The sequence below is a fragment of the Paraburkholderia phenoliruptrix genome, assembly GCF_902859825.1.
Taxonomy (GTDB): Bacteria; Pseudomonadota; Gammaproteobacteria; order Burkholderiales; family Burkholderiaceae; genus Paraburkholderia; species Paraburkholderia phenoliruptrix.
In genome coordinates this window covers 161151-183766 of sequence record NZ_CADIKB010000001.1, presented here as the reverse complement: position 1 = coordinate 183766, position 22616 = coordinate 161151, and the positions used below count along the sequence as shown (strand labels likewise).

The following is a 22616-nucleotide window of genomic DNA, read 5'->3' as shown; positions in this document are numbered from 1 at the left end:
GCGCCAGCCGCTGAAACCCGCAACACCTGAATCTGCAAAGCACCGCAACGGCGGCTCAATGCGATGCCGCCCACGCACTACGCCAGCGTTGCGGCCGGCGCCGCGACGAGATTGCGCAGCGTGAGCCGGGCCTCCAGGCCGCCGCCGGCGCGGTGATGCAGCTCCAGCGTGGCATCCATTGCAAGAGCCAGTTGGCGCGCGATCGCAAGGCCCAGACCGGTGCCGCCCGTTTGACGGTTGCGCGAACCTTCGAGCCTGAAGAACGGCTGGAACACGTCTTCGAGCGACTCGGCGGGAATGCCAGGGCCGCGGTCGAGCACCGAGATCGTGGCATGCCTGTCGTCCGGCGACAGGGCGATCTCGATCTCCGCCGCGCCGCCGAATTTGAGCGCGTTGTCCACCAGATTGCCGACGATCCGCCGCAGCGCCTGCGGCCGCGTCATCAGCGGCATGCCGAAGCGGCCTTGCAGCGAAACCGCCTGCTCGGCATCCACGTAATCGCACACCAGACTGTCGAACAGCGCGTCGGGATCGATCCGGCACGGCGTTTCCGTCGCGCCGTGCAGCGTGCGCGCATACGTCACGCCTTCTTTCACGAGCGCTTCCATCTCCTGCAGATCCTGGCGCAGCTTCGCGCCTTCGGGTTCGCCGTCCATCATGTCGACGCGCAGACGCATGCGCGTAATCGGCGTTTGCAGATCGTGCGAAATGGCCGCGAGTATCTGCATGCGCTCGGTGACGTACATCGCAATGCGTTCCTGCATGGCGTTGAAAGCATGGGCCGCGCGTGCAATTTCCGATGGCCCGCTTTCGCTCAGGCGCCCGGCCTTCAGGTCGGGGCCGAGCGCGTCGGCGGCGACGGCAAGCTCGTGCAGCGGACGCGTGGCCGTGCGCACCGCGAACCAGCAGCAGCCGAGCAGCACGGCGAGTTGCAGCAGCAGCACGAGCGGCAGCCAGCGCGAAAGCGGCGCGCCGGACATCGGGCGCATGTCGATGGTGAGCGGCGTGCCGTCGCTGAGTTTCAAATGGGCCTGCAGCCGTTCGCGATCGCCCGGCACCGCATTCACCGTGAGCGGATAGTTCGTGCCGATGCCGTCGGCAATGGAGCGCGCGACGCGCGCCGACAGATCCGCATCCACCGGCCCGCCGCTCACGCCGGGGCCGAGCACGAATTCGTAGCTGCGCCGCGCGAGACGCGGCAGCCACTGGGCGCGTTCGTCTGCGGGCAGGTGATCGAGCAGCGCCACCGAACTCGCGACTTCGCGCTCGATGTAGCCCATCATCACGTTCGTCATGGTCTGGTCGCGCTCCGTCATGGTGAGCCAGAACGACAACGCCTGCGCCGACGCGAGTCCGATAAAGAGAATCACCGTCAGGCGCGCGAACAGCGTGCGCGGCCAGTGCAGCGACGAAAGCAGCTTCATGGCTGATCCTCGATCACGTTCACAGCCGCGGAAAAGACATAGCCTTCGCTGCGCAGCGTCTTGATGTAACGCGGTTCGCGCGCTTCGTCGCGCAGGCGCTGACGCAGGCGGCTCACCATCAGGTCGATGGAACGGTCAAAGGCATCGGCCTGACGGCCTTGCGTGAGATTGAGCAGTTGATCACGCGTCAACACGCGTTGCGGATGGTCGAGAAACACACGCAGCAGGCGATACTCGGCGCCGCTCAGCGCGACCATCGTGCCCTCCGAATCCAGCAGATGGCGCGCGGTCGTGTCGAGCCGCCAGTCGCCGAAACCGAGCATTTGCGCGCTTTCCGTCACCTGCATGCCGGGCGGCAGCATGCGCGCGCGGCGCAGCACCGCGCGGATGCGCGCGAGCAGCTCGCGCACCGCAAAGGGCTTGGGCAGGTAGTCGTCGGCGCCCATTTCGAGGCCGAGAATGCGGTCGGCTTCTTCGTTGCGCGCGGTGAGCATCAGTACCGGCACCGCGCGGAATTTGCCCGCGCGCAGTTCGCGGCATAGCACGAGGCCGTCTTCGCCGGGCATCATCAGATCGAGCACGATCAGGTCGGGCGCGCCCTGTTCCAGGGCCGCGCGCATCTGCCGGCCGTTCGCAGCGAGCGACACGCGCATGCCGTTCTTTTCCAGGTAGCCGGCGATCAATTCGCGGATGCCGCGATCGTCGTCGACGATCAGTACGTGGTCGGTCGTGTCCATGAATGGATCATCTCTTTTGACGTTTCACCTGCACCCGGCTCGCGCACAGCATCGAACATTGCACCGGATGCGTCCATTCGGCAGCGACGCCGCCCGCGACGAACGCGAGGATCGCGAGCAGGCGCTTCATCGGCCGATTCATGCGTCCTCCACGACGGAAAGACTGGCGCCGTCGGCAAGACCGGCATCCAGCGTATACGGATCGATCCCTTCGAGGCAACCGATATTGACGCGCCACAGCTTCGGGTCCCTGCGCGTCTGATGAAACGGATAAATGCCGCAATGCTTGCAGAAAAAGTGCCGCGCAACGCGCGTGTTGAACTGATAGAGCGTGAGCGCGTCCTCGCCTTGCGTGATGCTCAACTGGCTCGCTTCGAACGGCGGGGTCATCAGCGCGCCCTTGCGACGGCAGAGGCTGCAATTGCAGCGGCCCGCGGGCGCGACCGGTGTCGTGACTTCGAATTTGACGGCGCCGCAGTGGCAGCTTCCCTTCAGCGTTTCGGTGTTCATCAGACTCTCCGTGACTGGCAATGCCTGCTTTATAGCGCGCGGCCGGCGGCGATTTATGTCGCAATGTATCTGAAGCCATATCCGACACAAAACATTGCATCGGCGCGGGGTTTCTATCGCAGTGCGTAGGCGGCCTCGCGAGATACACGCCATTGCAATACCGCCGTATCGCCGACACAAGCCAGATACGCGGCGCCCGTCTAATCTCGTCAACGACGGATCCGGCGCAACGCCTCGCGCCCATCCGGACGGACTGCCGAAGACTGAAAAGCGAGCAGCCATCAGTCGCCTACTACTTACCGAACCAGAGAAATCCGATCATGAACTCATCAGACAAAGTGCTGTACACCGGCAAAACGCACACCACCGGCGGACGCGACGGCGCCGCGCGCAGCGACGACGGCCGGCTCGACGTCAAGCTCGGCTCGCCGGGCGCATCCGCGACCGGCACGAACCCGGAACAGATGCTCGCGGCGGGCTGGTCTGCGTGCTTCATCGGCGCCATGGGAATCGCCGCGAAGACGCTGCGCGTCGCACTGCCGCCGGAGACCGCCGTCGACGCCGAAATCGATCTCGCGATGAACGACAGCGGCTATTTCCTGCGCGCGCGGCTCAAGGTCAGCCTGCCCGGCATCGAGCGCGACACGGCGCAGAAGCTCACGGAGATGGCCCACCAGACATGTCCGTATTCGAAGGCGACGCGCGGCAATATCGACGTGACGATCGCGGTGGTCTGAGTTCAGTCGCGGCCGGCTGCGGTCGGCGGCGGCTAGCGCACAGCGTCCCCATCTTCATTGCCGATCACGCCGAATTCCACGGCTGTCTTCACATAGAACAGATGTACGCCCTCGGCGCGCAAGCGCTCGAACAAGACGCCGGCTTCCTCGCTCGTCACCGCCATCACGATCGACAAGGGCTGGTCCGCCAGTTCGAAAAAATGCGCGGAATGCACACGATGACGGTGGCCGATGCCTTCGCTCGCCGGTATCACGGTCGCGCCGCGCAGCCCGAGTTCGCCGGCCAGACTGACAAGCCAGTCGGCCAGCGGTTTGCCGCGATGGCGGCGATCGTGCTGGGTGAAGAAGGTGATCTGGTAGCCGTTCATGTCGATGTCTCCTCCGCTTCAGGCCACGGCCAGCAGGCCGTGCAGCCCCGCCACCTCGCCGGCGCTCCTCGGGCACGAGCGCCCGCGCTCCGCACCGCCGACGCCCCTGCCTCCCGCTTCGCCACTGCCTCCGCCAACGCCGCTGTCTCCTCCGCCACCACTTTTGTCCGCGCCGCGTCGATGCTCGTCCGGTGCGGGCCACGCGTCGGCGCCGACGAGCGGCACGAAGCTCACTTCGCCGAGCGAGCAGCTTCGATAGTCGTCTTCACCATGGCGAACCAGTTTGATGAGCTTCTGGTAATGCAGCTCGCGGCCGACGGGCATGACGATGCGGCCGCCGATGGCAAGCTGCCGGCGCCACACATCGGGAATATGCGGCCCGCCCGCCGCCGCAATGATCGCGTCATACGGCGCGTGCTCCGCGAGGCCCGCGGTGCCGTCGCCGAGATAGACGGTGACATTGGAAATGTTCAGGCGCGCAAGCATGTCGCGCGCCATGGCGACGAGTTCCGCGTGACGTTCGATCGAATAGACGTGCGCGGCAAGCGTGGCCGCCACAGCAGCGGCATAGCCCGAGCCGGTGCCGACGTCGAGCACGACGTCCGTGGGAGACAGGTCCGCCGCCTCGAGCATCGTCGCGACGATGGCAGGCTGCGAAATGGTCTGCTCGTTGCCGATGGGCAGCGGTCTGTCTTCGTAAGCGAGATCGCGAAGGTAGTCGGGCACGAAGGCTTCGCGCGGCACGCTGCGCATGGCGGCCAGCACCCGTGGATCGCGAATGCCGCGGCCGACGATCTGCCGCTCGACCATGCGCTCGCGGGCCTCGTTGAAATCGCTCATCGCCAATCTCCGTGTCGCAGCCGGCGCCCGCGTGCCTGCGTGCCGCGCGATGCAGCACGCCGCCGGACGGCAGACATCGACACCCTTGCCGGCGATTGCGGAGCTTCATTCAGTCTACGCGCAGAACGAGCGCGATAAAACGGGCAGTTGAAGGTGGCGTGAGCGGCCGTCGCGGGCTCAGTCGGGAATCTGGGGCTCTACCAGTTTCGCGAGTTGCATCAACGATTCCTGCCAGCCGAGGTAGCACATTTCGACGGGAATCACCTCCGGTACGCCTTCCTGGAGAATCGAGACCTCGGTCCCGCACGACACCTTGCGAAACGTGATGGTCGCGGACATTTCGCCGGGCAGGTTCGGGTCGTCGAACCGGTCGGTGTAGCGGATCTTCTCAGCGGGCACGAGTTCCACGTACTCGCCGCCGAACGAGTGGCTGTTGCCGCTGCCGAAGTTGCGGAACGACATCTTGTAGGTGCCGCCCACACGCGCCTCGAAGTGGTGGACCTGGCAAGTAAAGCCATACGGCGGCAGCCATTTCGCGAGCGCGTCGGGTTCCAGGAATGCCCGATAGACGCGTTCGGCAGGCGCGCGCAAAACGCGGTGGAGTCTGATGGTTCCGGTGGTCATAGTAAGCCGCCTTTCTGGTTGAGATGCCGGGTTGAGAAGCTGCGTGGACAAGTTTCACACACTGCTACGACGATTCGGTTGCGAAGGAATCGACATGCTGCACGAGAAAATTCGTCAGGCGTCGCGAACGCAGGCGCCGCCGGCTTATGCGCGGGCCGTCTCCCAGCGATAGACTAGCCGGACACACCCGGACAGCTCTTGCAGGAGAATCTCATGCGGCTCGTCGACTGGAACATTCAGTGGGGACGCGGCGTGGACGGCCGCGTCGATCTCGCGCGCATCGTGCGCGAAGCGCGTGCGCTGGTCAATTTCGACATCGTGTGCATGCAGGAAGTGACGCGCGGCTTTCACGAGCCGGCATCGGCAGGCGGCCTCGCGGGCGGCCCCAGCGCGGATCAGTTCGCCGAGCTTGGCGCCCTGCTGCCGGGCATGACCGTGATCGACGCAATCGGCTCCGACCTTCCGCCCGTCGGCGCGGGCACCCGGCGGCGTCAGTTCGGCAACGCGATCGTCACGCGCCTGCCCGTCCGACAGGTGCTGCGCCACTCGCTGCCCTGGCCCGCCGATCCCGCGAAGCCGTCGATGCTGCGCGTCGCGCTCGAAGCCGTGATCGAAACGGACGTCGGGCCGCTGCGCGTCATCAGCACGCATCTGGAGTTTTATTCGGAAACGCAGCGGCTCGCGCAGGTCGAGCGGCTGCGCGCGCTGCATCAGGAGGCGTGTGAGCACGCGCGCCGCCCGGCGCACGCGGAGAAGCAGGACAGCCCGTTTGCCGACACCGGGCGCCCCATGAGCGCGATTGTCTGCGGCGACTTCAATAGCGCGTTCGGCAGCGCCGCTTATCGCAAGATGCTCGAAGCGGTGCCGGGCGCGCCCGCGTTCGCCGACGCCTGGGCCTGCGCGCATGCCGACAGCCCGCGCGCCGCCACGGTCGGCCTGTACGACCACGAGCAATGGGCCGACGGGCCGTTTGCGTGCGACTTCATCTTCGTCACCGAAGATCTCGCGCCGCGGGTGGCGAGCTGCGAGGTCGATCCGCACAGCCGGTCGTCGGATCATCAGCCGATGTGGCTCGAACTGCGCCAGGCGCAAAGTGCGACGAAAGCAAAGGCCGCGCGCTAGATGCGCGGCAGGTCGTCAATGCATTTTTCGATGTGGCTGTCGGGGACGTCGGTGTCGATTCCGTCGTGCCCGTTGGTATGAGAGACGGCCACGATTTTCGGCCCGAGAAAGCGCGTGCCGCCGAGCGTGAAAAGCGACCAGACAGCGTCGCCGCGATGGATGGCGTCCACCACCTGAGCCACTTCGACAATCGAAGTGGGCGACAACCAGCTGCGCGTGGCGGGGTCGACAGCAGCCCAGCGCACATGCGTGATCCGGTCGTTTGAAGGGTTGATGCGCACAGCGTCGATACCAAATGTAGCCATGATATTTCCCTCCAGCACCCTGGCACTGACCATCCTAGCATGATCGTCCAAGGCGTCGAACGGAGCAAGCGGTAGTCCCGCGGGACGCTTCGAGGCGGCAATAAAAAAGCCAACACCGACAGACCGGTGTTGGCCAAGTACTCCTTCAAACACACACATGGTAGGGATCAGCTACCAGGTAGCCGGGATTACGGCAGCGTCTGCGCGATCTTTAATTTTTCGCGCCGGCTAAGGCGGCTAATGCCGATGCCGGTGGTGAATATCGGGGAAATGGGCGTGCGAATGGCTAATCGGCAGATGCACGTGCGGGTGCGTATGCGGCTCGTCGCCGGAATAAGGAAAGTCGTGCTCGTGCTGGTGGTGCGCATCATGGCGATGCCTGTGCGAGTGCTCGAGCAGCTCGTGGGTGTGCTCATGCACGTGCCGCTCGCGCACGTGCAGCCAGATGCCGAGCGCCATCAGCAAGGCCGCCGCGCAGAAAGTCAGGTCCGGCAGCGTCGGCCAGATGGCGAGCGACAGCAGCACGCCAAAGAGCGGCGCGACCGAGAAATAGGCGCCGGTGCGCGCGGTGCCCAGATGCCGCAGCGCGACAACGAACAGCACGAGGCTCACGCCATAGCCGGCGAAACCGGTCGCCATGGCGGCCGCCAGCGTGCCCGGCGACGGCAGCGCTGCGCCCGCCGCAAGCGCAATGCCGAGATTGACGGGCGCGGCGACGAGCCCCTTCAGACACGCGATCAGCATTGCATCGTTCGCCGACACCTTGCGCGTTAGATTGTTGTCCACGGCCCAGCACAGACATGCGCCCACAATCAGCAGCGCCCCGACAGGCACGCCCGCCCCGCCCGGATGCCACGACAGCAGCACGCCCGCCGCGACGATCGCCACCATGCCGAGAAATACCTGCAGGTCGACGTTCTCGCGGAACACCACCCACGCAATCACGGCGGTCAGGACGCCTTCGAGGTTGAGCAGCAGCGAACTCGTCGCTGCGGGCGTGCTCGCGAGGCCCAGCATCAGCAAGGCCGGGCCCGCGACGCCGCCCGCGGCTATCGCGCCGAAGAGCCACGGCCACTCGCGCCGGCTGATGCGAAGCCCGAGGCGGGCTCGCGACCGGCCCGGCGCGGCCCACCGCCATGCAATACACAAGCCGAGCCCGACCCCGCTGCCCAGATAAAACAGCCCGGCGAGCATGAACGGACTGACCGCGCCAAGCAATGCCTTGGCGAGCGGAGTGGCCGCGCCGAACAATGCGGCGGCGGCAAGCGCGACGGATATTGCGCCGTAGGCGGGCTTCAAAATCGGGCCTTCAATGAACGGAAAAAAGACAGTGTACCGGCATGGCGGGCGCTACCAGAATTTTGTCCGCAGGCTCTGAGACCGAAGCTGGCAGCGCCTGAGCCGCGATGCCAATATCGAAACATCACGCCGGTGCGTGAAGATTTCTCGTGCTTCACCGTGTGAAGAGGAGGATAAAGTGCCGCGCTCCATTGCAAAGTGGTTGACCGTCAGCCACCTCATCGCCGCACTCGCGGCCTTGCTGCTCGTTGCCTTCCCCATTCACGACGCGGGCGCCGCATCAGCTCCGGCAGTCGCCAATGCCGCCGCGCCGGTGCTGGCCGTGACCTGCCAGCCCGCCTCCGTCACCCGGCCGCAGCCCATTCTGCCGAAGGGCTTCACCGAACAGATCCTGTTGAACGGCTGCCTGAATCAGCCGACCGCAATCAGTTTCACCGCCGACAAAAGCCGGGTTTTCGTCGCGGAAAAAGGCGGCCGGGTCTGGAACTGCGATCTCGCCTCGTCGACCTGCACGCTATTTGCCGACCTCAGCAGCGAGGTGTGCAATGCGGACGACCGGGGGCTGCTCGGACTCGCCGTCGATCCGTTGAACGACGCCAACGTCTGGGTGCTTTACACGACGCCTCGCGGCACCGGCGCGTGCGGCGGAAATTTTCTCACCGCCGGACAACTCTCGCTTCTGACGGCCTCGGGGGAAACGAAAGTCCTGCCCGCCGCAGGCGCGACCAGCCAGACGTGGTGCTTCTATTACTCGTCTCACAGCATCGGCTCCGTGGTGTTCGGCAGCGACAACAAGACGCTCTATGTGAGTGCCGGCGACGGCGCCAGCTTCGTGCAAGTGGACTACGGCCAGTTGGACAACGCTTGCGGCGACGGCACGAATCTGCCTCAAGGCGCGTTCCGCAGCCAGGGCGTTTCGCCGTACAGCGACGGTGTCATTTTGCGCATCACGAACCCCGGCACAAGCACGCAAAGCGTCGCGACCGTCGCCAACGGCTTGCGCAATCCGTTTCGCTTCGCTCGCGCGCCGGGCTTGACGGACGACCTGTATATCGGCAACGTCGGATGGAACACGTGGGAGTCCATCGACCATTCCAGCATTGCCGGTCAGAACTTCGGCTGGCCGTGCTACGAAGGTCCTAACACCCAGCCCGACTATCAGGCCACCAACTATTGCGGCAGCGTCGGCGGCGTCACCGCGCCGTTCTTCGCTTATGCGCACCAGAGCTACGTTTCCGCCGAAGACAGCAAGGGAAAAACCTGCGGCGGCCGTCCGTCGGGCGGCGGGCCGGACCAGAACGGCAGCGTGATCTCGGCGATCGGTTTCACCGACGGCACGAGCCCGACCTATCCCGCGCCGTATGACAAGGCGTTGTATTTCGGCGATCTTCTGCGCAAGTGCATCTGGACGATGCAGCCTCCCGACAATACGCCGCACACCTTTGCGAAGAGCCTGCAAGGAGGACCGGTCGACCTGAAAGCCGGGCAGAACGGCGACCTTTTCTACGTCGATCTCGTTACCAGCACGGTGAGGCGAATCACGCACAAATAGGACGGCGGCGAGCCCGCACGCCGGATCCACGGGCGGCTGCGGGCGGGCAAGAGCACCTGCGGCACCTGAGGCACCTGAGGCGGCCGCTTGCCGTGACCGCCCTCACGCACAGTCGCCGTGTGCGTGGCCCGCTCAGCCGACCTTCAGCACCACACGGAAGCGGGCGTCGCCGCTCATCATCCGTTCATACGCCTCGGCGGCGCGTTCGAGCGGAAACTCCTCGATCATCGGCTTGACGCCGGAGAGCGCGCTGAATGCGAGCGTGTCCTGCGAGTCGGCGGATGTGCCCGACGGCCAGCCCTGGACCGAATTGCGGCCCATGATGAACTGCGCAATCGGCACTTCGACGGGCTCTTCGGAAATGCCGACCATGATCATCTTGCCGTTCAGCCCCAGGCCGCCGACCGCCGCGCTCATGGCCTTGCCGCTCGTCACCGTGGCGAGAATGACCCGCGCGCCGCCGAGCTTCTGCAGTTCTTCGGCCACATTGCCTGCCCGGCTGTCGATGTAGTGATGGGCGCCCAGCTCCTTCGCGAGGGCGGCCTTGTCCTGCCCGCGGGCAATCGCCACAGTGCGAAAGCCCATTTTGCGCGCGAACTGCACGCCGAGATGCCCGAGTCCGCCGATCCCGAGGATGGCCACGACATCGCCCGCGCGCGCGCCGCTGTTGCGCAGCGCGTTAAACGTGGTGATGCCCGCGCACAGTAGCGGCGCGGCATCGGCGTCGGAGAGATCGTCAGGAATACTGGCGAGCGCCTCGACCGGCGCGACCACGAACTCCGCGTAACCACCGTCGTAGCTGATGCCGGGCACCTGCGCTCTTTCGCACAGCACGAAGTCGCCCTGACGGCAACGCGCGCACCGCCCGCAGTGGCCGCCATGCCAGCCGACGCCGACGCGCTGCCCGACTGTCCATCCCTCGATCCCGGAGCCCAGAGCGTCGATCACACCGGCAATCTCATGCCCCGGAACGCGCGGAAATTGCAGCCCGGGCCACAGTCCCTCCTTCGTCAACGAATCGCTGTGGCAGATTCCGCATGCCTGCACCTTGATGCGAACGTGGCCGTCGCCCGGCTGCGGGATGTCCCGCTCGACGAGCGTCAACGGACCTCCGGCTGCCTCGACCTGTACCGCTTTCATCCTGGACATGGATTTCACCTCGTGAGTCGTCGATGGGATGTGCGCTCGCAAACCGCGAGTGCCGCACGGCATGCGGCGGCAGGTCGGCGTTGGAGCGCGCCTCGCGCGACACGCGGACAGGCTGCGCCGGCGTGAGTGCGGACTCATTGACCATAGTGGAAAACGAGGCGGAATCCAACCTGAGCGTCGGTTGACGGCACGCCTGAATGCGGGTGCTGTTTTTATTTACCCGCGCCGGGAAACTCACGGCAGCTGAGCAGCAACCGGTCGCCCGGCGCGGCGCCGGCACTGAGCGCCGCGGCGTGCGTCTGGCCGTCGCCGCACTGCCACTGCGCGACGAGATCGCCGCGGCACGAGCGGCTGTTTGCGCCGGCGATATCGCCCGTCAGCATGTAGATGCAGGCTGTGTGGCCGTCGCATCGACGCGCGAGATCGGACGTCGCGTTGCCGTCCTCCTGGCCGCAGTTCCGGCCGTAGGTGGCGCTCAAGATGGTGATGGCGCTCGAGTGGCGATCCGCTGGCGCCGTCGGGCGGCTCGCGTCGGACACCCCATTTCTGTACCGGACATCATCCACCAATCCGTACAGGTACTGTACCGGCAACGGTCGCTAGAATGCTTCGACGTCCCCGCCCGACTCCGGAGCCCGCCATGTCCTATCTCACGCTCAGCGCGCTGCCTGCCGGCATCCTGTTCGCGCTCGTCACCACGATCACGCCCGGTCCGAACAACACAATGTTGCTCGCCTCCGGCGTCAACTTCGGCTTTCGCCGCACGTTGCCGCATATCTCAGGCATCAGCGCGGGCGTCGTGCTGTTGATGCTGTCGGTCGGCGTCGGGCTCGGCGAAGCCTTCGTCCATTTTCCCGTGCTGTATACGGTGCTCGAAGTGGCGAGCGTGGCCTATCTGCTGTACCTCGCGTGGAAGATCGGCACGTCCGGCGAATTGAAAGTCAAGCAGGGCGAACGCCGGCCCATGAAGTTTCACGAAGCCATCGCTTTCCAGTGGGTCAACCCGAAGGCGTGGATGATGGTGCTGACCGCCGCCACGACCATTCATCTGAGCGAGAGCTACAGCATGAACGCGGTGGCCATGGCCGTGGTGTTCTACGTGATCGGCTTTCCGTGCATCTGCCTATGGGCCGGTTTCGGCACGGCCATGCGGCGCGTGCTGTCCGACTCGCGGCGTCTGCGCGCCTTCAACATCACGATGGCGTTGCTGCTCGTGCTGTCGCTCTATCCGATTGCGTTGAAGCTCGTCGGCGGCGCCGCGTGAAGCCTGCCAGATCGCGCCGCTAGACCGCCTCGCGCCCCACTCGCTCGATGAAGCGCCACAACGCGTCGTCGGTCGAATAGGGCGCGTTGAAGCGGAACCATGCGCTTGGCTCGTCGTCCGGGCGGAAGTACGAGCCGGGCGCGAGCCAGATGCCGTGCTTGAGCGCCGCCGTCACGACGTCGCCGGCGCGCGCGGGGTCGATGGGCAGGCGAGCCCACAGAAACAGCCCCGCTCGCGGGCGATGAAACACCTCGAGGCCGAGCGAGTCGAGCCGCTCCTCGACCGTGGCGTGCACGAGTTTGAGCCGCTCGTTCACGGCTTCCACGTGGCGGGCGTAGCGCCCCTCCAGCAGCACCTTGTCGACGATCCGTTCGATCGCCTCCGACGACGTCAGCCCCACCGCCATCTTCGTGCGCGCGAGTTCGCGCAGCACCGCGCGCTCGGCGACCACGTAGCCGCAGCGCAATCCTGGCGTAACCGTCTTCGAAAAACCGCTCACGTACAGCACGCGCTGCAAGCCTTCCATCGCGGCAAAAAGCGGCGCACCGGACGGCGCCAGCTCGCGGCTCACGTCGTCCTCGATCACCCACATGCGCTGGCGCTCGGCGATCTGCAGCAGACGGAACGCCGCCGACATGCCGAAGGTCGCGCCGGTCGGATTCTGCAGCGTCGTGTTGACGAAAATGGCCTTGGGCTTATGCTCGGCGACGAGCGCTTCGAGCACGTCGGTATCGACACCGGCGGGCGTGCGCGGCACGCCGTGCACCATGAGCCCGGCGAGCTTGAGAATCTGCAGCAGATTGCAATAGCCGGGATCTTCGACGATCACGGCATCGCCCGCGCGCAGCAACGTGCGCACGATCAGGTCGAGCCCTTGCGTCGCGCCCTGCGTGAGCAGCACGTTGGACACGTCGACGGGCAGCCCGCGCCGGTCGAGTTGCTCGGCGATGCGCTCGCGCAACGGCGCGAAACCATAGGGGTGCCCATAATCGCCGAGCCGCGCGGCGGGCACGCGGCTCATTGCGCGCAACGCGTGTTGCAGGCCGCTCTCGTTGATCCACTCGTTCGGCAGCCAGCCGCCGCCGGCCTTGATCGGCACCGAATGATCGGCGAATACGTCGGACAGGAGCCAGGTCGCCGTGAGGCTCGGCGGCTGCCAGTCGGTCACGGCGGCGCGCGGCGCGGGCGAGCGCGCGGCGACGCGATAACCGGAGCCGCGCCGCGCCACCACGAGCCCCATCGACACCAGACGGTTGTACGCCTCCGTCACCGTGAAGGTGCTCAGGTCATGAGTCTGCGCCAGTTGCCGCACCGACGGCAGCAACGCGCCCGCGCGCAGCGACTGCGCCTCGATGGCTTGCGCGAAGCCCTGCACGACCTGCTCGACGAGCGTCGGGGCGGCGCGCCGGTCGCGCTCGAGGTTCAATTCGATCATGGTGAGAAGTCGTGACGAAGAAGCCGGCCGCGGCGAACTGCCCGAACGTAAGACGTCGGCACAGTTACCGCGAATCCACCAACACAGTTAGCACGACACCGCGTCAACTGTTTATGCCGCCATTAAACCGCGAACGCTACAGTTTTGGCTATGCCCAAAGGAACTCGCGCTTGGGAAACCACTTCGAGGAGAAACCATGACTTCGCGCCCCGTCATCGACGATATGTCGTCTTTCTGGATGCCCTTCACCGCCAACCGCCAGTTCAAGGCCGCGCCGCGCCTGCTGGAATCGGCGAAAGGCATGTACTACCGCAGCTCCGACGGCCGCGAAGTGCTGGACGGCTGCGCGGGCCTGTGGTGTGTGAATGCCGGGCACGGCCGCGACGAGATCGTCGCCGCGATTACCCAGCAGCTTTCGAAACTCGACTTCGCGCCGACTTTCCAGATGGGCCACCCTCTCGCCTTCGAAGCGGCCACCAAGGTCGCGGAGCTGATGCCGGAAGGCCTCGACCGCATTTTCTTCACGAACTCCGGTTCGGAATCCGTCGACACCGCGCTGAAAATCGCGCTCGCCTATCACCGTTCGCGCGGCGAAGCGCAGCGCACGCGCCTGATAGGCCGCGAGCGCGGTTATCACGGCGTGGGCTTCGGCGGCATTTCGGTGGGCGGCATTGCGCCGAACCGCAAGACCTTCTCCGGCGCGCTCTTGCCGGCAGTCGATCATCTGCCGCATACGCACAATCTCGAACAGAACGCGTTTTCCAAGGGCCAGCCGGCCTGGGGGGCGCATCTCGCGGACGAACTGGAGCGCATCGTCGCGCTGCACGATGCATCGACGATTGCGGCGGTGATCGTGGAGCCGGTGGCCGGCTCGACAGGCGTGCTGATTCCGCCGCAAGGCTACTTGCAGAAGCTGCGCGAAATCTGCACGAAGCACGGCATCCTGCTGATTTTCGACGAAGTGATCACGGCCTTCGGCCGCGTCGGCAAGGCCACGGCGAGCGAATATTTCGGCGTGACGCCCGACCTCATCACCATGGCGAAAGCGATCAACAACGCGGCGATTCCGATGGGCGCGGTCGCGGCGAGCCGCACGGTGCACGACACCATCGTCAATGCCGGCGCACAAGGCGCGATCGAGCTGTTCCACGGCTACACGTATTCGGCGCACCCGGCCGCGGTCGCCGCCGCCATCGCCACGCTCGACGTGTATCGCAGCGAGGGCCTGTTCGAGCGCGCAGCCGCGCTTGCGCCGACGTTCGAGTCTGCCGCTCACTCACTGCGCGGCACGAAGCACGTGAAGGACATCCGCAATCTGGGGATGATCGCGGGCATCGAGCTCGAACCGCGCGAGGGCGCGCCGGGCGCGCGCGCCTACGAGGCGTTCGTCAAATGTTTCGAGGCGGGCGTGCTGGTGCGCTTTACCGGCGACATTCTGGCGTTCTCGCCGCCGCTCATCATCAACGAAGAGCAGATCGCGCACATCTTCAAGACGGTCGGCGACGTGCTGGCCACCGTGCAGTAACGCGCATGACGCGAAGCGGCGCGCGAGTCACGCGCCGCTTCTTGCATCCCGTCACCTCAATGATGATGCGCGCGCGCAGCCCGCGTCTGCGCCGCTTTTTTGGCCGCGGCTGAACGCCCGGCCGCGCCCTTCGTCGCAGCGGCCTTCTTTGCCGCCGCGGAGCGGCTCGCCGCAGGACGTTTCGCCGTCGCCGACTTCGCCTGCTTCGACATGGCCGAATGCGAGGCCCCGGCCTTGCTTTCGCGCTTCAGCACATTGGTGCTCGTGCGCGAGCGTTTAGCCGTCGACTCCTTGCTGGCCGTCTTCTTCGCGGTGCTCTTCTTCTGGCCCGCGGCGCTGTCCTTCTCCGCCTTCTTGCGCGTGGCCTCGCTCGCGGCGCCCTTCTTCGGCGGCTTCAGATCGACGCCTGCGCGACGTGCTTCGGACAATCCGATGGCGATCGCCTGCTTCGGCGAGCGCACGCCGTGCTTGCCGGCGCGCACCTTGTCCACCTGTTCCTTGACGAACTCTCCGGCTTGCGTGCTCGCGGACTTGCCGGCGCGTTTGTCGGCTTCGGCACGCTTCAGGGTTTTCTTCTCGGGCATGACAGTTCTCCCATTGACTGTGGCCTATGTCGTGAAGCAATGCCTGTGCCGCAACGCCGTGAAAATGGCGTGGGACTCGCGCCCTTCAGATGGACGGCGTATGGTGTAGCCAGGGGCCGGCGCACTGGACCGGCCGAACGGGAGACGCCCATGAAAATCCCCAACGTGCGCGCGGGCGCGCATATCGAAGGCGTTCATTGGATCGCCGAATACGCGGAAGACGTCCACGAAATTCGCATCTTCCGCGAAGGGCAGGAAGTCGACGTGCACGACGCGCCTTCGTCGCTATTCGGCGACGAGGAAAACGCGGGCTCGAAGAGCACCGCCGACCATCGCGCGGTCGAGGCAGCGGTGCTGGCTTATTTGAGGCGTTTCGTAGCGGAGCACGACGCGGAAGAGTAGCGGTGGGGAAAAGGGCTTACTCCGCCGGCCGCAGCTTCTTCACCTCCGCGTCCGACGGCTGCACGCTCGCGCCGTCAATGTAACGATACGACGTCATCACGCCCTTGCCGTCCTTCACGCCCGTCACGCCGACATAAGCGCCCATGGTCGACTGGTTGTCCTGCGCGCGATACGTGATCGGCCCGAACGGCGTGTCGACGCTGAGCCCCTTGAAGGCTGCCGCGAGCTTGTCGGTGTCGGCCGAACCGGCCTTTTTGATGCCCGCCGCGATCGACATCAGCGCCGAGTAGCCGACCACCGAGCCGAGCCGCGGATAGTCGTGATACTTCGCCTGATAGGCGTCGACAAACTTCTTGTTAGCCGGCGTATCGATCGAATACCACGGGTAGCCGGTCACGATCCAGCCGGTCGGCGCTTCCGCACCCAGCGGATCGAGGTAATCCGGCTCGCCCGTCAAAAGCGACACCACCGTGCGGTCCTTGAAGAGACCGCGTGTGTTGCCTTCGCGCACGAACTTGCCCAGGTCCGCGCCGAACAGCACGTTGAAGATCGCGTCGGGCTTCGCATCGGCGATGGCCTGCGTGACCGCGCCCGCGTCCACGTTGCCAAGCGGCGTGGCCTGTTCCGCCACGAACTGCACGTCAGGCTGCGCGGCGCTGAGGAGCTTCTTGAAAGTCGCGACCGCCGACTGGCCATACTCGTAGTTCGGATACACGAGCGCCCAGCGCTTCTTCTTCTGCTTCGCCGCTTCCGGCACGAGCATCGCGACCTGCATATACGTGGACGGCCGCAGACGGTACGTATATTTGTTGCCGTCGGCCCAGACGATCTTGTCGGTCAGCGGTTCGGCGGCGAGGAAAAAGATCTTTTTCTGCTTCGCGAAATCGGTGAGCGCCAAGCCCGTGTTCGACAGGAAACCGCCGAACAGCAGTTGCACCTGCTCGCGCGCAATCAGCTCCTGTGCAACGCGGATGGTGTCGCCCGGGTTGCCGTTGTCGTCGCGCGAAACGACTTCGAGTTTCTTGCCGAGCACGCCGCCCGCGCCGTTGATCTCTTCGAGCGCCAGATTCCAGCCGTTCTTGTAGGGCCCGAGAAAGGCCGGCTGCGCCTTGTAGCTGTTGATTTCCCCGATCTTGATGGTCTGCTGGGCGTTCGCGCCGAAGGCGGCGAATGAAAGCACCGTCGATAGCGTAAGGCGAGAGATCCATCCTGCGCGCGTGGTCATGCGTTTCTCCGTATCAAAGGGATTGCGGGAATGCGTTGGTTTTCTGACAGCGTGTTCTGAAGGCCTTTGTATCAGGCGTGACAGCGGCGCTCAAGGCGCACGGGCGGTGTCCTGGCCGCTGCTCACGCCTATTCGGCGCGCGGCGCCGCGCGAATCCGGGCGACGCTCGCGGCCACGTCTGGCCACGCGGGCTTGCCGCCCGCGAATTGCCGCCGCAGATAGGATACGAGTTCCGCGATCTGGGCGTCGTTGAAACTGTCGCGATACGCCGGCATCGTACCGAGTTCGGGCCGCGCCGGCGAGCCGATGCCGTCGAGAATCACGCGAATCAGGTTGTCGGGCGTCGCGCTATGCAGGTTCGTATTGAGCGCGAGCGACGGGTGCGCGCCGAACAATTGCGGCCCACTGCCTGTGTGATGACACGCGGCACACGCGCCGTCGAACAGCCGCGCGCCGACCCCGGACGGTGTGCCTTCAATCGCGCTCGCTTTTTCGTATTGACGCGCCATCGCAGCCACATCGACGTTCGGCTCGACCGGACTGAGCGACGCGAGATACGTCGCCATCGCGCGAATGTCGCTGTCCGGCAGCGCCGCCAGATCCGCGACGACGGGCGCCATCGGCCCCGCGGCGACGCCGTGCAGCGGCGCGTGACCGAAGCGCAGGTAGCTGAACAGCTCGTCCTCGGTCCATGGCACCGGCGAGTTCGACAGCGACGACAGCGCGGGCGCTTCCCAGCCCTCCGCGCTGCCGCCGCCCATGAAGGCGGCGCCGGTTTGCTCGGCGCCGAACGCATTGCGCGGCGTATGGCAAGCGCTGCAATGCCCGAGACCGTTGACGAGATACGCGCCGCGATTCCACTGCGCGTTTTGCGTCGGGCTCGCAGCAAACGTGTTGCGGGCGAGGAACAGACCGTTCCATGCAGCCATCAGCGGACGCGCGCCGAACGGAAACGGCAGCTTCGTTTCCGGCGGACGGAAGCGCACGGGCGTTTGCGACATCAGATAGGCGTAGAGCGCCGCGAGGTCGTCGTCGGAGGTATTTTTGAACGAGGTGTACGGGAACGCAGGATACAGCCGATGCCCGTCCCGGCTGATGCCTTCGCGCATCGCGCGAACGAACGCCGCGAGCGACCACGCACCGATGCCGGTTTGCGCATCGGGCGTGATGTTGGTGCTGTATACAGCGCCGAACGGCGTGTCGAGCGGCTTGCCGCCGGCGTTGCGCACGCCGTTGTGCGCCGTGTGACAGACTGCGCAATTACCGAGCGACGCGAGCAGCTTGCCGCGCGCAACCAGTTCGGGCGCGAAGGCGCTCGCGAGCGGCGGCGCAATGGGCGTGAGCGCCGACGGCGCCAGCGACAACGCTCCGAGCCAGCCCGCCGCCCCGGCCGCGAATGCGCCCAGAAAACCGAGCCGCCAGCGCTTTTTCCTGCGCGCGGCGGCCTCCTCGGCTTGCGCGTCGGCGAGCGCAGCGCGAATCGTTTCGGGCGTGAATGGCGGCCTGCGAAAGCGCACGCCCGTCGCGTCGTACAACGCATTCGCAATGGCGGCCGCGCCGGGCAGCGACGCCGACTCGCCGGCGCCCATTGGCGGCTCGCCGTGACGCGGCATCATCACGACGTCGATCACCGGTACTTCGCGGAACGTGAGGATCGGATACGCGCCCCACTCCTGGCTCGTCACCGCGTTATCGCCGAAGGTGACGCGTTCTTTCAGCGCGCGGCTCGTCGCCTGGATCACATTGCCGTGAATCTGATGACGCACGCCGTCCGGGTTGATCGTCGTGCCGTTGTCCTGGCCGACCACGACGCGCGTCACCGCGAGTTCGCCGCTTCTGCGATTGACTTCGACGTCGGCGACCCACGCGCACCACGCCGCGCCGAAGCCGGGAAACTTGCTGTGCACGTAGCGCGCGTAGGCAATGCCTCGGCCGCGTGCAATGTCGCCATCGTCACGATGCGCGCTGCTTGCGGGCCGGCGCGGCTCCCAGCCCGCGCGTCCGGCCACCGCCTTCAGCAGGTCGGCCGCGCGCGGGTCGCGCACATGCTTCAGACGAAAGTCGAGCGGATCGGCGCCTGCCTCGGCCGCGAGTTCGTCGATGAACGACTCGTGCGCGAAAGTGTTCGGCAACGCGGACACGCCGCGCAGCCACGACGCGCGCACGATAGGCGGCGTGTCGTCGCAGACGATGCGCATTGCGCGGTAGTCGTACGGCGGCACGGCCGTGCGGTCGCCCATTTCGAACACCTGCGGCTGCGGCGAGAGCGTGCCGGTGAGCAGGAGCGCCAACGTAGGCGCGTCATTCGACGGATAACGCGTCGAGAAGTCGTAGGCCGCGAGCTCGCCCTCGGCGCTCAACGCGCCGCGCACGTCCATCAGCTGCGCGGCACCCTTCGGCTCCCACGCATGCTCGTCCTCGCGCGAAAGCTGCACGCGCACCGGCGCGCCCGTCTCACGCGAGAGCAAGGCGGCATCCGCAGCGACGTCGTCTGCGCAATTGCGGCCATAGCAGCCGGCCGCATCCATGCGCACGATCTCGATCTGCGCTTCGTCCATGGTCAGCAGCAACGCGAGATCCGCGCGCAGCGAATGAGGGTTCTGCGTACCCGACCACACCTTCAGCGCGCCCTCGCCCTCGCGATAATCGGCTACCGCGCATGAAGGCCCGATGGACGCGTGCATCTGAAACGGCCACACGTAGGTGCGATTCAGCGTGCGCGCAGCGTCGTCCGAAAGCGCCGCGTCCACGTCGCCCTCGATCACGAGGTCGCGCCGCTTCGCCGGATTCGCGCGCAACGCGGCCTCCACTTCCTCGCTGGTTTCGAGCGGCGGCAATGGCGTCGCGTTTTTCCACTGCACGTCGAGCCGCTTCGCAGCCTGTTGTGCAATTTCCTCGCGCTCCGCCACAACGCCGACGAAGTCGCGTATCACCACGACCTTGACGATGCCCGGCAAATCGCGAATCGACGCTTCGTCGACGCGCAGCAGACTATTGCCGACGAAATCGCCTTGCGCGACGCCCCCATACGGCGGACGCACCACGCGCCCATGCAGCATGCCAGGCACGCGCACATCGTGGACGAAGCTCAATTCGCCGGTTGCCTTCGCGGGAATATCGACACGCGCGGCGCGCTTGCCGACCACCTTGTAGGCGTCGGGGGATTTGAGCGGCGCGTCGGTGGTCAACTGCAGTTCGACGCGCTGTCCCGCGATCAGCTCGCTGTAGCCGATCGGCTTCGTGGCAGCGGCGGCGCCGCGTTGATACACGGCGCCGTCGCGCACGTCGAGTTCCTCCACGCCGACGGCAAGCCGCGTCGCCGCCTGCGCGACGAGCCATTGCCGCGCCTGCGCCGCGGCATGCCGCAACGGCACCGCTGTAATCTGCAGCGTGGCGCTCGCAATGGTCGGCCCCTGATTCGGCGTCTCGTTGGTATGACCGAGCACGATCGAGACGCGCGTCAAAGGCACGTCGAGTTCTTCGGCGACGATCTGCGCAAGCGCGGTGCCGATGCCGGTGCCGAGATCGACGTGACCGTTGAACGCGACCACGCTGCCGTCGTCGCGCACCGCGAGGAACATGTCCGCCTCGGTGGGCACGAACGACGACCGCGAGCCGGGTTGGCCGGCCGCCGGTTTGACGGGCGCCTGCGGCGGGCGCGTGACGATCAAGACGCTCTGCGCGTCATAGAGCTGCTTACGCGATGGCGGCACCGCGCGCCGGTCTACGCTGAAGTCCGGTCCTGTCATGCGCGCGCTCCTTGGTGCGCGGGGTCCTGACCGGGCTTTTGCTGCGCAAGCAACTCAGCGGCGCGCTGCACCGCACGCACGATCTCCACATGCGTGCCGCAACGGCAGAGGTTGCGCGACAACTCGCGTTGAATCGTCTCGATGCTCGGATGCGGATCGCGCTCGAGCAGCGCCTTGGTCGTCATGATCATGCCGCTCAGGCAATAGCCGCACTGCGCGGCCTGTTCGTCGATAAACGCCTGTTGCACCGGATGCAGCGCGGCCCGCGTGCCCAATCCTTCGAGCGTGGTGATCTCATGGCCGAGCGCCACCCTCGCGGTCGTCACGCACGCGCGGGTCGGCACGCCGTCGAGCAGCACGGTGCAGGCGCCGCACTCCCCGAGCCCGCAGCCGAATTTCGGGCCGTTGAGCGCGAGGTCGTTGCGCAGCAGGTAAAGCAAGGGCGTGTCCTGGCAGGCGCTGACAACATGCGTCGCGCCGTTGACCTTCAGCGCGAGCGGCGCCGGGCTTTTCATGAGCGTGCCGGCCGTACCGTGCGAGGCGCCTTCATAGCACCACCGGCACTTCGGTCGCGGGCGGCGTGTTGCGGCTGCGCCGGCAACGGATCAAGCCGTCGATCATCACCATGCCGACGCCGGGAATATCGCCCAGTTGCACGCTTTCGAGCAGCGTGTCCGCCGCCGTATGCTGCGCGCGGTCCATGAACACCAGATCGGCGGGACGGCCCACTTCGATCAGCCCCTGGCAAAGGTTGCGTTGCCGCGCGGTGTTGCCGGTCGCAAAGCAGAAGGCGATTTCCGCGGGCACGTCGGCGAGACTGGAAATGAGCGCGATCATGCGCAGAATGCCGAGCGGCTGCACGCCGGAACCCGCGGGGCTGTCGGTGCCGAGAATGATGCGGTGCGGGCATTTGAGTTCGATCGCATGACGCGCCGTCAGCAACGCAATGCGTTCGTTGCCGTTATGGACGATTTCAAGCGCACGGCTCGACTGCTCGCACAAGTCGCAAACGTGGCGGTAAGAGAGCGACGTGTGGCCGCCGTTGATATGGCCGATCACGTCCGCGTCGGCGGCGAGTACCACGTCGCGGTCGATCAGCCCCGAGCCCGGAATCGACGGACCGCCCGTGTGAATCGTGCTCTGAATGCCGTATTTGCGCGCCCACGCGACCATCTGCGCGGCTTCCTCGCCCGCTTTCACGCTGCCGAGGCCCACTTCGCCGAGCAGCTTCACACCCGCTTCCGACAGCTCCTTGAAGTCCTCCTCCACCATGCCTTTTTCGATGACCGGCGCGCCCGCCATGACCTTGACGCCACCACCCACGCCCGCGCCGCGCATGCCCTCGAACGAACGCTGCGCGGTGATCGCCAGCGCCTTCACACCGAGCACATCTTTCGGACGGCCAGGTAAATGCACTTCGCCGGCCGAGATCATCGTCGTCACGCCGCCATTCAGATTCGATTCGATCCAGCCGAGCTGATTCTGACGCGGCGTCCAGTCGCCGAATACCGGATGCACGTGCGAGTCGATGAGGCCCGGCGCCACCGTGGTGCCTTTGCAATCGACCGTGGTCCGAGCGCCTTCCAGGTCGCAGTCCTTTTCGTTGCCGACGGCGACGATCACGCCGTCGTCGATCACGAGCGTATTGGCGTCGAGAATCGGCTGGTCGATGTCGCCAGATAACAGCAGGCCGATGTTCGTTACCGCGACCTTGCCCGACAAGCCTGTCAACGTCTCTGCTGCCATCTGCCTCTCCTTTTCGCAA

23 protein-coding genes are annotated in these 22616 nt (G+C 66.0%); 6 read left to right on the top strand and 17 right to left on the bottom strand.

Features of this window, described 5'->3' with window-relative positions:
* Positions 1 to 77: 77 nt before the first annotated feature.
* The 4 genes from HV711_RS00885 to HV711_RS00875 are packed head-to-tail and all read right to left on the bottom strand — an operon-like array spanning position 78 to position 2671.
* Positions 78 to 1424: an ATP-binding protein gene (locus HV711_RS00885; RefSeq protein ID WP_035476466.1), complete on the bottom strand. Its 1347-nt coding sequence runs from the start codon at positions 1422 to 1424 to the stop codon at positions 78 to 80.
* The gene (locus HV711_RS00880; RefSeq protein ID WP_035476468.1) at positions 1421 to 2161 is read right to left on the bottom strand and encodes a response regulator; all 741 of its coding nucleotides are present in this window, start codon (positions 2159 to 2161) and stop codon (positions 1421 to 1423) included. The genes HV711_RS00885 and HV711_RS00880 overlap by 4 nt, the downstream gene beginning before the upstream one ends.
* 7 nt (positions 2162 to 2168) lie before the next feature.
* A complete protein-coding gene (locus HV711_RS33765; protein WP_013590769.1) occupies positions 2169 to 2303 on the bottom strand; it encodes a hypothetical protein in 135 nt (44 codons plus the stop codon).
* On the bottom strand, positions 2300 to 2671 hold the full coding sequence (locus HV711_RS00875) for a GFA family protein (RefSeq protein WP_013590770.1): 372 nt from the start codon (positions 2669 to 2671) through the stop codon (positions 2300 to 2302). Before HV711_RS00875 ends, HV711_RS33765 begins: the two co-directional genes overlap by 4 nt.
* A 320-nt stretch (positions 2672 to 2991) precedes the next feature.
* Here HV711_RS00875 and HV711_RS00870 point away from each other — a divergent pair, with 320 nt between their 5' ends.
* Positions 2992 to 3408 carry an organic hydroperoxide resistance protein gene (locus tag HV711_RS00870; protein WP_035476471.1) on the top strand — a complete coding sequence of 139 codons (417 nt, stop codon included), beginning with the start codon at positions 2992 to 2994 and terminating at the stop codon, positions 3406 to 3408.
* Between the two features lie 32 nt (positions 3409 to 3440).
* Here the strand turns inward: HV711_RS00870 and HV711_RS00865 are convergent, their stop codons facing one another.
* The 3 genes from HV711_RS00865 to HV711_RS00855 form a co-directional block, all read right to left on the bottom strand.
* Entirely contained in the window at positions 3441 to 3776 is a 336-nt protein-coding gene (locus tag HV711_RS00865; protein ID WP_014972266.1) for a DUF190 domain-containing protein, read from the bottom strand.
* Positions 3777 to 3794: 18 nt separating this feature from the next.
* Positions 3795 to 4616, bottom strand: a complete 822-nt coding sequence (locus tag HV711_RS00860; protein ID WP_035476474.1) for a protein-L-isoaspartate(D-aspartate) O-methyltransferase — start codon at positions 4614 to 4616, stop codon at positions 3795 to 3797.
* A gap of 177 nt (positions 4617 to 4793) precedes the next feature.
* Positions 4794 to 5240: an SRPBCC family protein gene (locus HV711_RS00855; RefSeq protein ID WP_035476481.1), complete on the bottom strand. Its 447-nt coding sequence runs from the start codon at positions 5238 to 5240 to the stop codon at positions 4794 to 4796.
* Positions 5241 to 5453: 213 nt separating this feature from the next.
* Between HV711_RS00855 and HV711_RS00850 the strand changes: the two genes are divergently transcribed.
* Positions 5454 to 6362, top strand: a complete 909-nt coding sequence (locus tag HV711_RS00850) for an endonuclease/exonuclease/phosphatase family protein (RefSeq protein ID WP_035476484.1) — start codon at positions 5454 to 5456, stop codon at positions 6360 to 6362.
* Here HV711_RS00850 and HV711_RS00845 read toward each other — a convergent pair.
* Positions 6359 to 6667 (bottom strand): hypothetical protein, encoded by a 309-nt coding sequence (locus HV711_RS00845; protein ID WP_013590776.1) that lies wholly within the window; start codon positions 6665 to 6667, stop codon positions 6359 to 6361. The two genes, HV711_RS00850 and HV711_RS00845, sit on opposite strands and share 4 nt — an antisense overlap.
* A gap of 237 nt (positions 6668 to 6904) precedes the next feature.
* The gene (locus tag HV711_RS00840; RefSeq protein WP_013590777.1) at positions 6905 to 7966 is read right to left on the bottom strand and encodes a DMT family transporter; all 1062 of its coding nucleotides are present in this window, start codon (positions 7964 to 7966) and stop codon (positions 6905 to 6907) included.
* A 178-nt stretch (positions 7967 to 8144) separates the two neighbouring features.
* Between HV711_RS00840 and HV711_RS00835 the strand changes: the two genes are divergently transcribed.
* Complete coding sequence (locus HV711_RS00835) at positions 8145 to 9518, top strand: PQQ-dependent sugar dehydrogenase (RefSeq protein ID WP_014972270.1); 1374 nt, start codon at positions 8145 to 8147, stop codon at positions 9516 to 9518.
* A 132-nt stretch (positions 9519 to 9650) separates the two neighbouring features.
* On the opposite strand, the gene HV711_RS00830 is transcribed toward HV711_RS00835, so the two are convergent.
* Both HV711_RS00830 and HV711_RS00825 read right to left on the bottom strand, forming a co-directional pair.
* Complete coding sequence (locus HV711_RS00830; RefSeq protein WP_028360635.1) at positions 9651 to 10667, bottom strand: alcohol dehydrogenase; 1017 nt, start codon at positions 10665 to 10667, stop codon at positions 9651 to 9653.
* A 212-nt stretch (positions 10668 to 10879) separates the two neighbouring features.
* A complete protein-coding gene (locus HV711_RS00825) occupies positions 10880 to 11146 on the bottom strand; it encodes a hypothetical protein (RefSeq protein ID WP_244142615.1) in 267 nt (88 codons plus the stop codon).
* A 161-nt stretch (positions 11147 to 11307) separates the two neighbouring features.
* Here HV711_RS00825 and HV711_RS00820 point away from each other — a divergent pair, with 161 nt between their 5' ends.
* Positions 11308 to 11931 carry a LysE family translocator gene (locus HV711_RS00820; protein ID WP_013590782.1) on the top strand — a complete coding sequence of 208 codons (624 nt, stop codon included), beginning with the start codon at positions 11308 to 11310 and terminating at the stop codon, positions 11929 to 11931.
* Positions 11932 to 11950: 19 nt separating this feature from the next.
* On the opposite strand, the gene HV711_RS00815 is transcribed toward HV711_RS00820, so the two are convergent.
* Positions 11951 to 13366, bottom strand: a complete 1416-nt coding sequence (locus tag HV711_RS00815) for an aminotransferase-like domain-containing protein (RefSeq protein WP_035476491.1) — start codon at positions 13364 to 13366, stop codon at positions 11951 to 11953.
* 196 nt (positions 13367 to 13562) lie between these two features.
* Here HV711_RS00815 and aptA point away from each other — a divergent pair, with 196 nt between their 5' ends.
* Complete coding sequence (aptA, locus tag HV711_RS00810; protein ID WP_035476494.1) at positions 13563 to 14891, top strand: omega-aminotransferase AptA; 1329 nt, start codon at positions 13563 to 13565, stop codon at positions 14889 to 14891.
* A 56-nt stretch (positions 14892 to 14947) separates the two neighbouring features.
* On the opposite strand, the gene HV711_RS00805 is transcribed toward aptA, so the two are convergent.
* Positions 14948 to 15475 (bottom strand): DUF6496 domain-containing protein, encoded by a 528-nt coding sequence (locus HV711_RS00805; protein WP_028360631.1) that lies wholly within the window; start codon positions 15473 to 15475, stop codon positions 14948 to 14950.
* 150 nt (positions 15476 to 15625) lie between these two features.
* On the opposite strand from HV711_RS00805, the gene HV711_RS00800 reads away from it, so the two are divergent.
* Positions 15626 to 15877, top strand: a complete 252-nt coding sequence (locus HV711_RS00800; protein WP_013590786.1) for a hypothetical protein — start codon at positions 15626 to 15628, stop codon at positions 15875 to 15877.
* Positions 15878 to 15893: 16 nt separating this feature from the next.
* Here HV711_RS00800 and HV711_RS00795 read toward each other — a convergent pair whose 3' ends face one another.
* The 4 genes from HV711_RS00795 to HV711_RS00780 all read right to left on the bottom strand — a co-directional run bounded on the left by HV711_RS00795 (position 15894) and on the right by HV711_RS00780 (position 22597).
* Complete coding sequence (locus HV711_RS00795) at positions 15894 to 17102, bottom strand: ABC transporter substrate-binding protein (protein WP_028360630.1); 1209 nt, start codon at positions 17100 to 17102, stop codon at positions 15894 to 15896.
* Positions 17103 to 17230: 128 nt separating this feature from the next.
* Positions 17231 to 20851 carry a molybdopterin cofactor-binding domain-containing protein gene (locus HV711_RS00790; protein ID WP_035476497.1) on the bottom strand — a complete coding sequence of 1207 codons (3621 nt, stop codon included), beginning with the start codon at positions 20849 to 20851 and terminating at the stop codon, positions 17231 to 17233.
* Entirely contained in the window at positions 20848 to 21366 is a 519-nt protein-coding gene (locus tag HV711_RS00785; RefSeq protein WP_035476499.1) for a (2Fe-2S)-binding protein, read from the bottom strand. Before HV711_RS00785 ends, HV711_RS00790 begins: the two co-directional genes overlap by 4 nt.
* Positions 21367 to 21397: 31 nt before the next feature.
* On the bottom strand, positions 21398 to 22597 hold the full coding sequence (locus HV711_RS00780; protein ID WP_028360627.1) for an amidohydrolase family protein: 1200 nt from the start codon (positions 22595 to 22597) through the stop codon (positions 21398 to 21400).
* Positions 22598 to 22616: the final 19 nt, after the last annotated feature.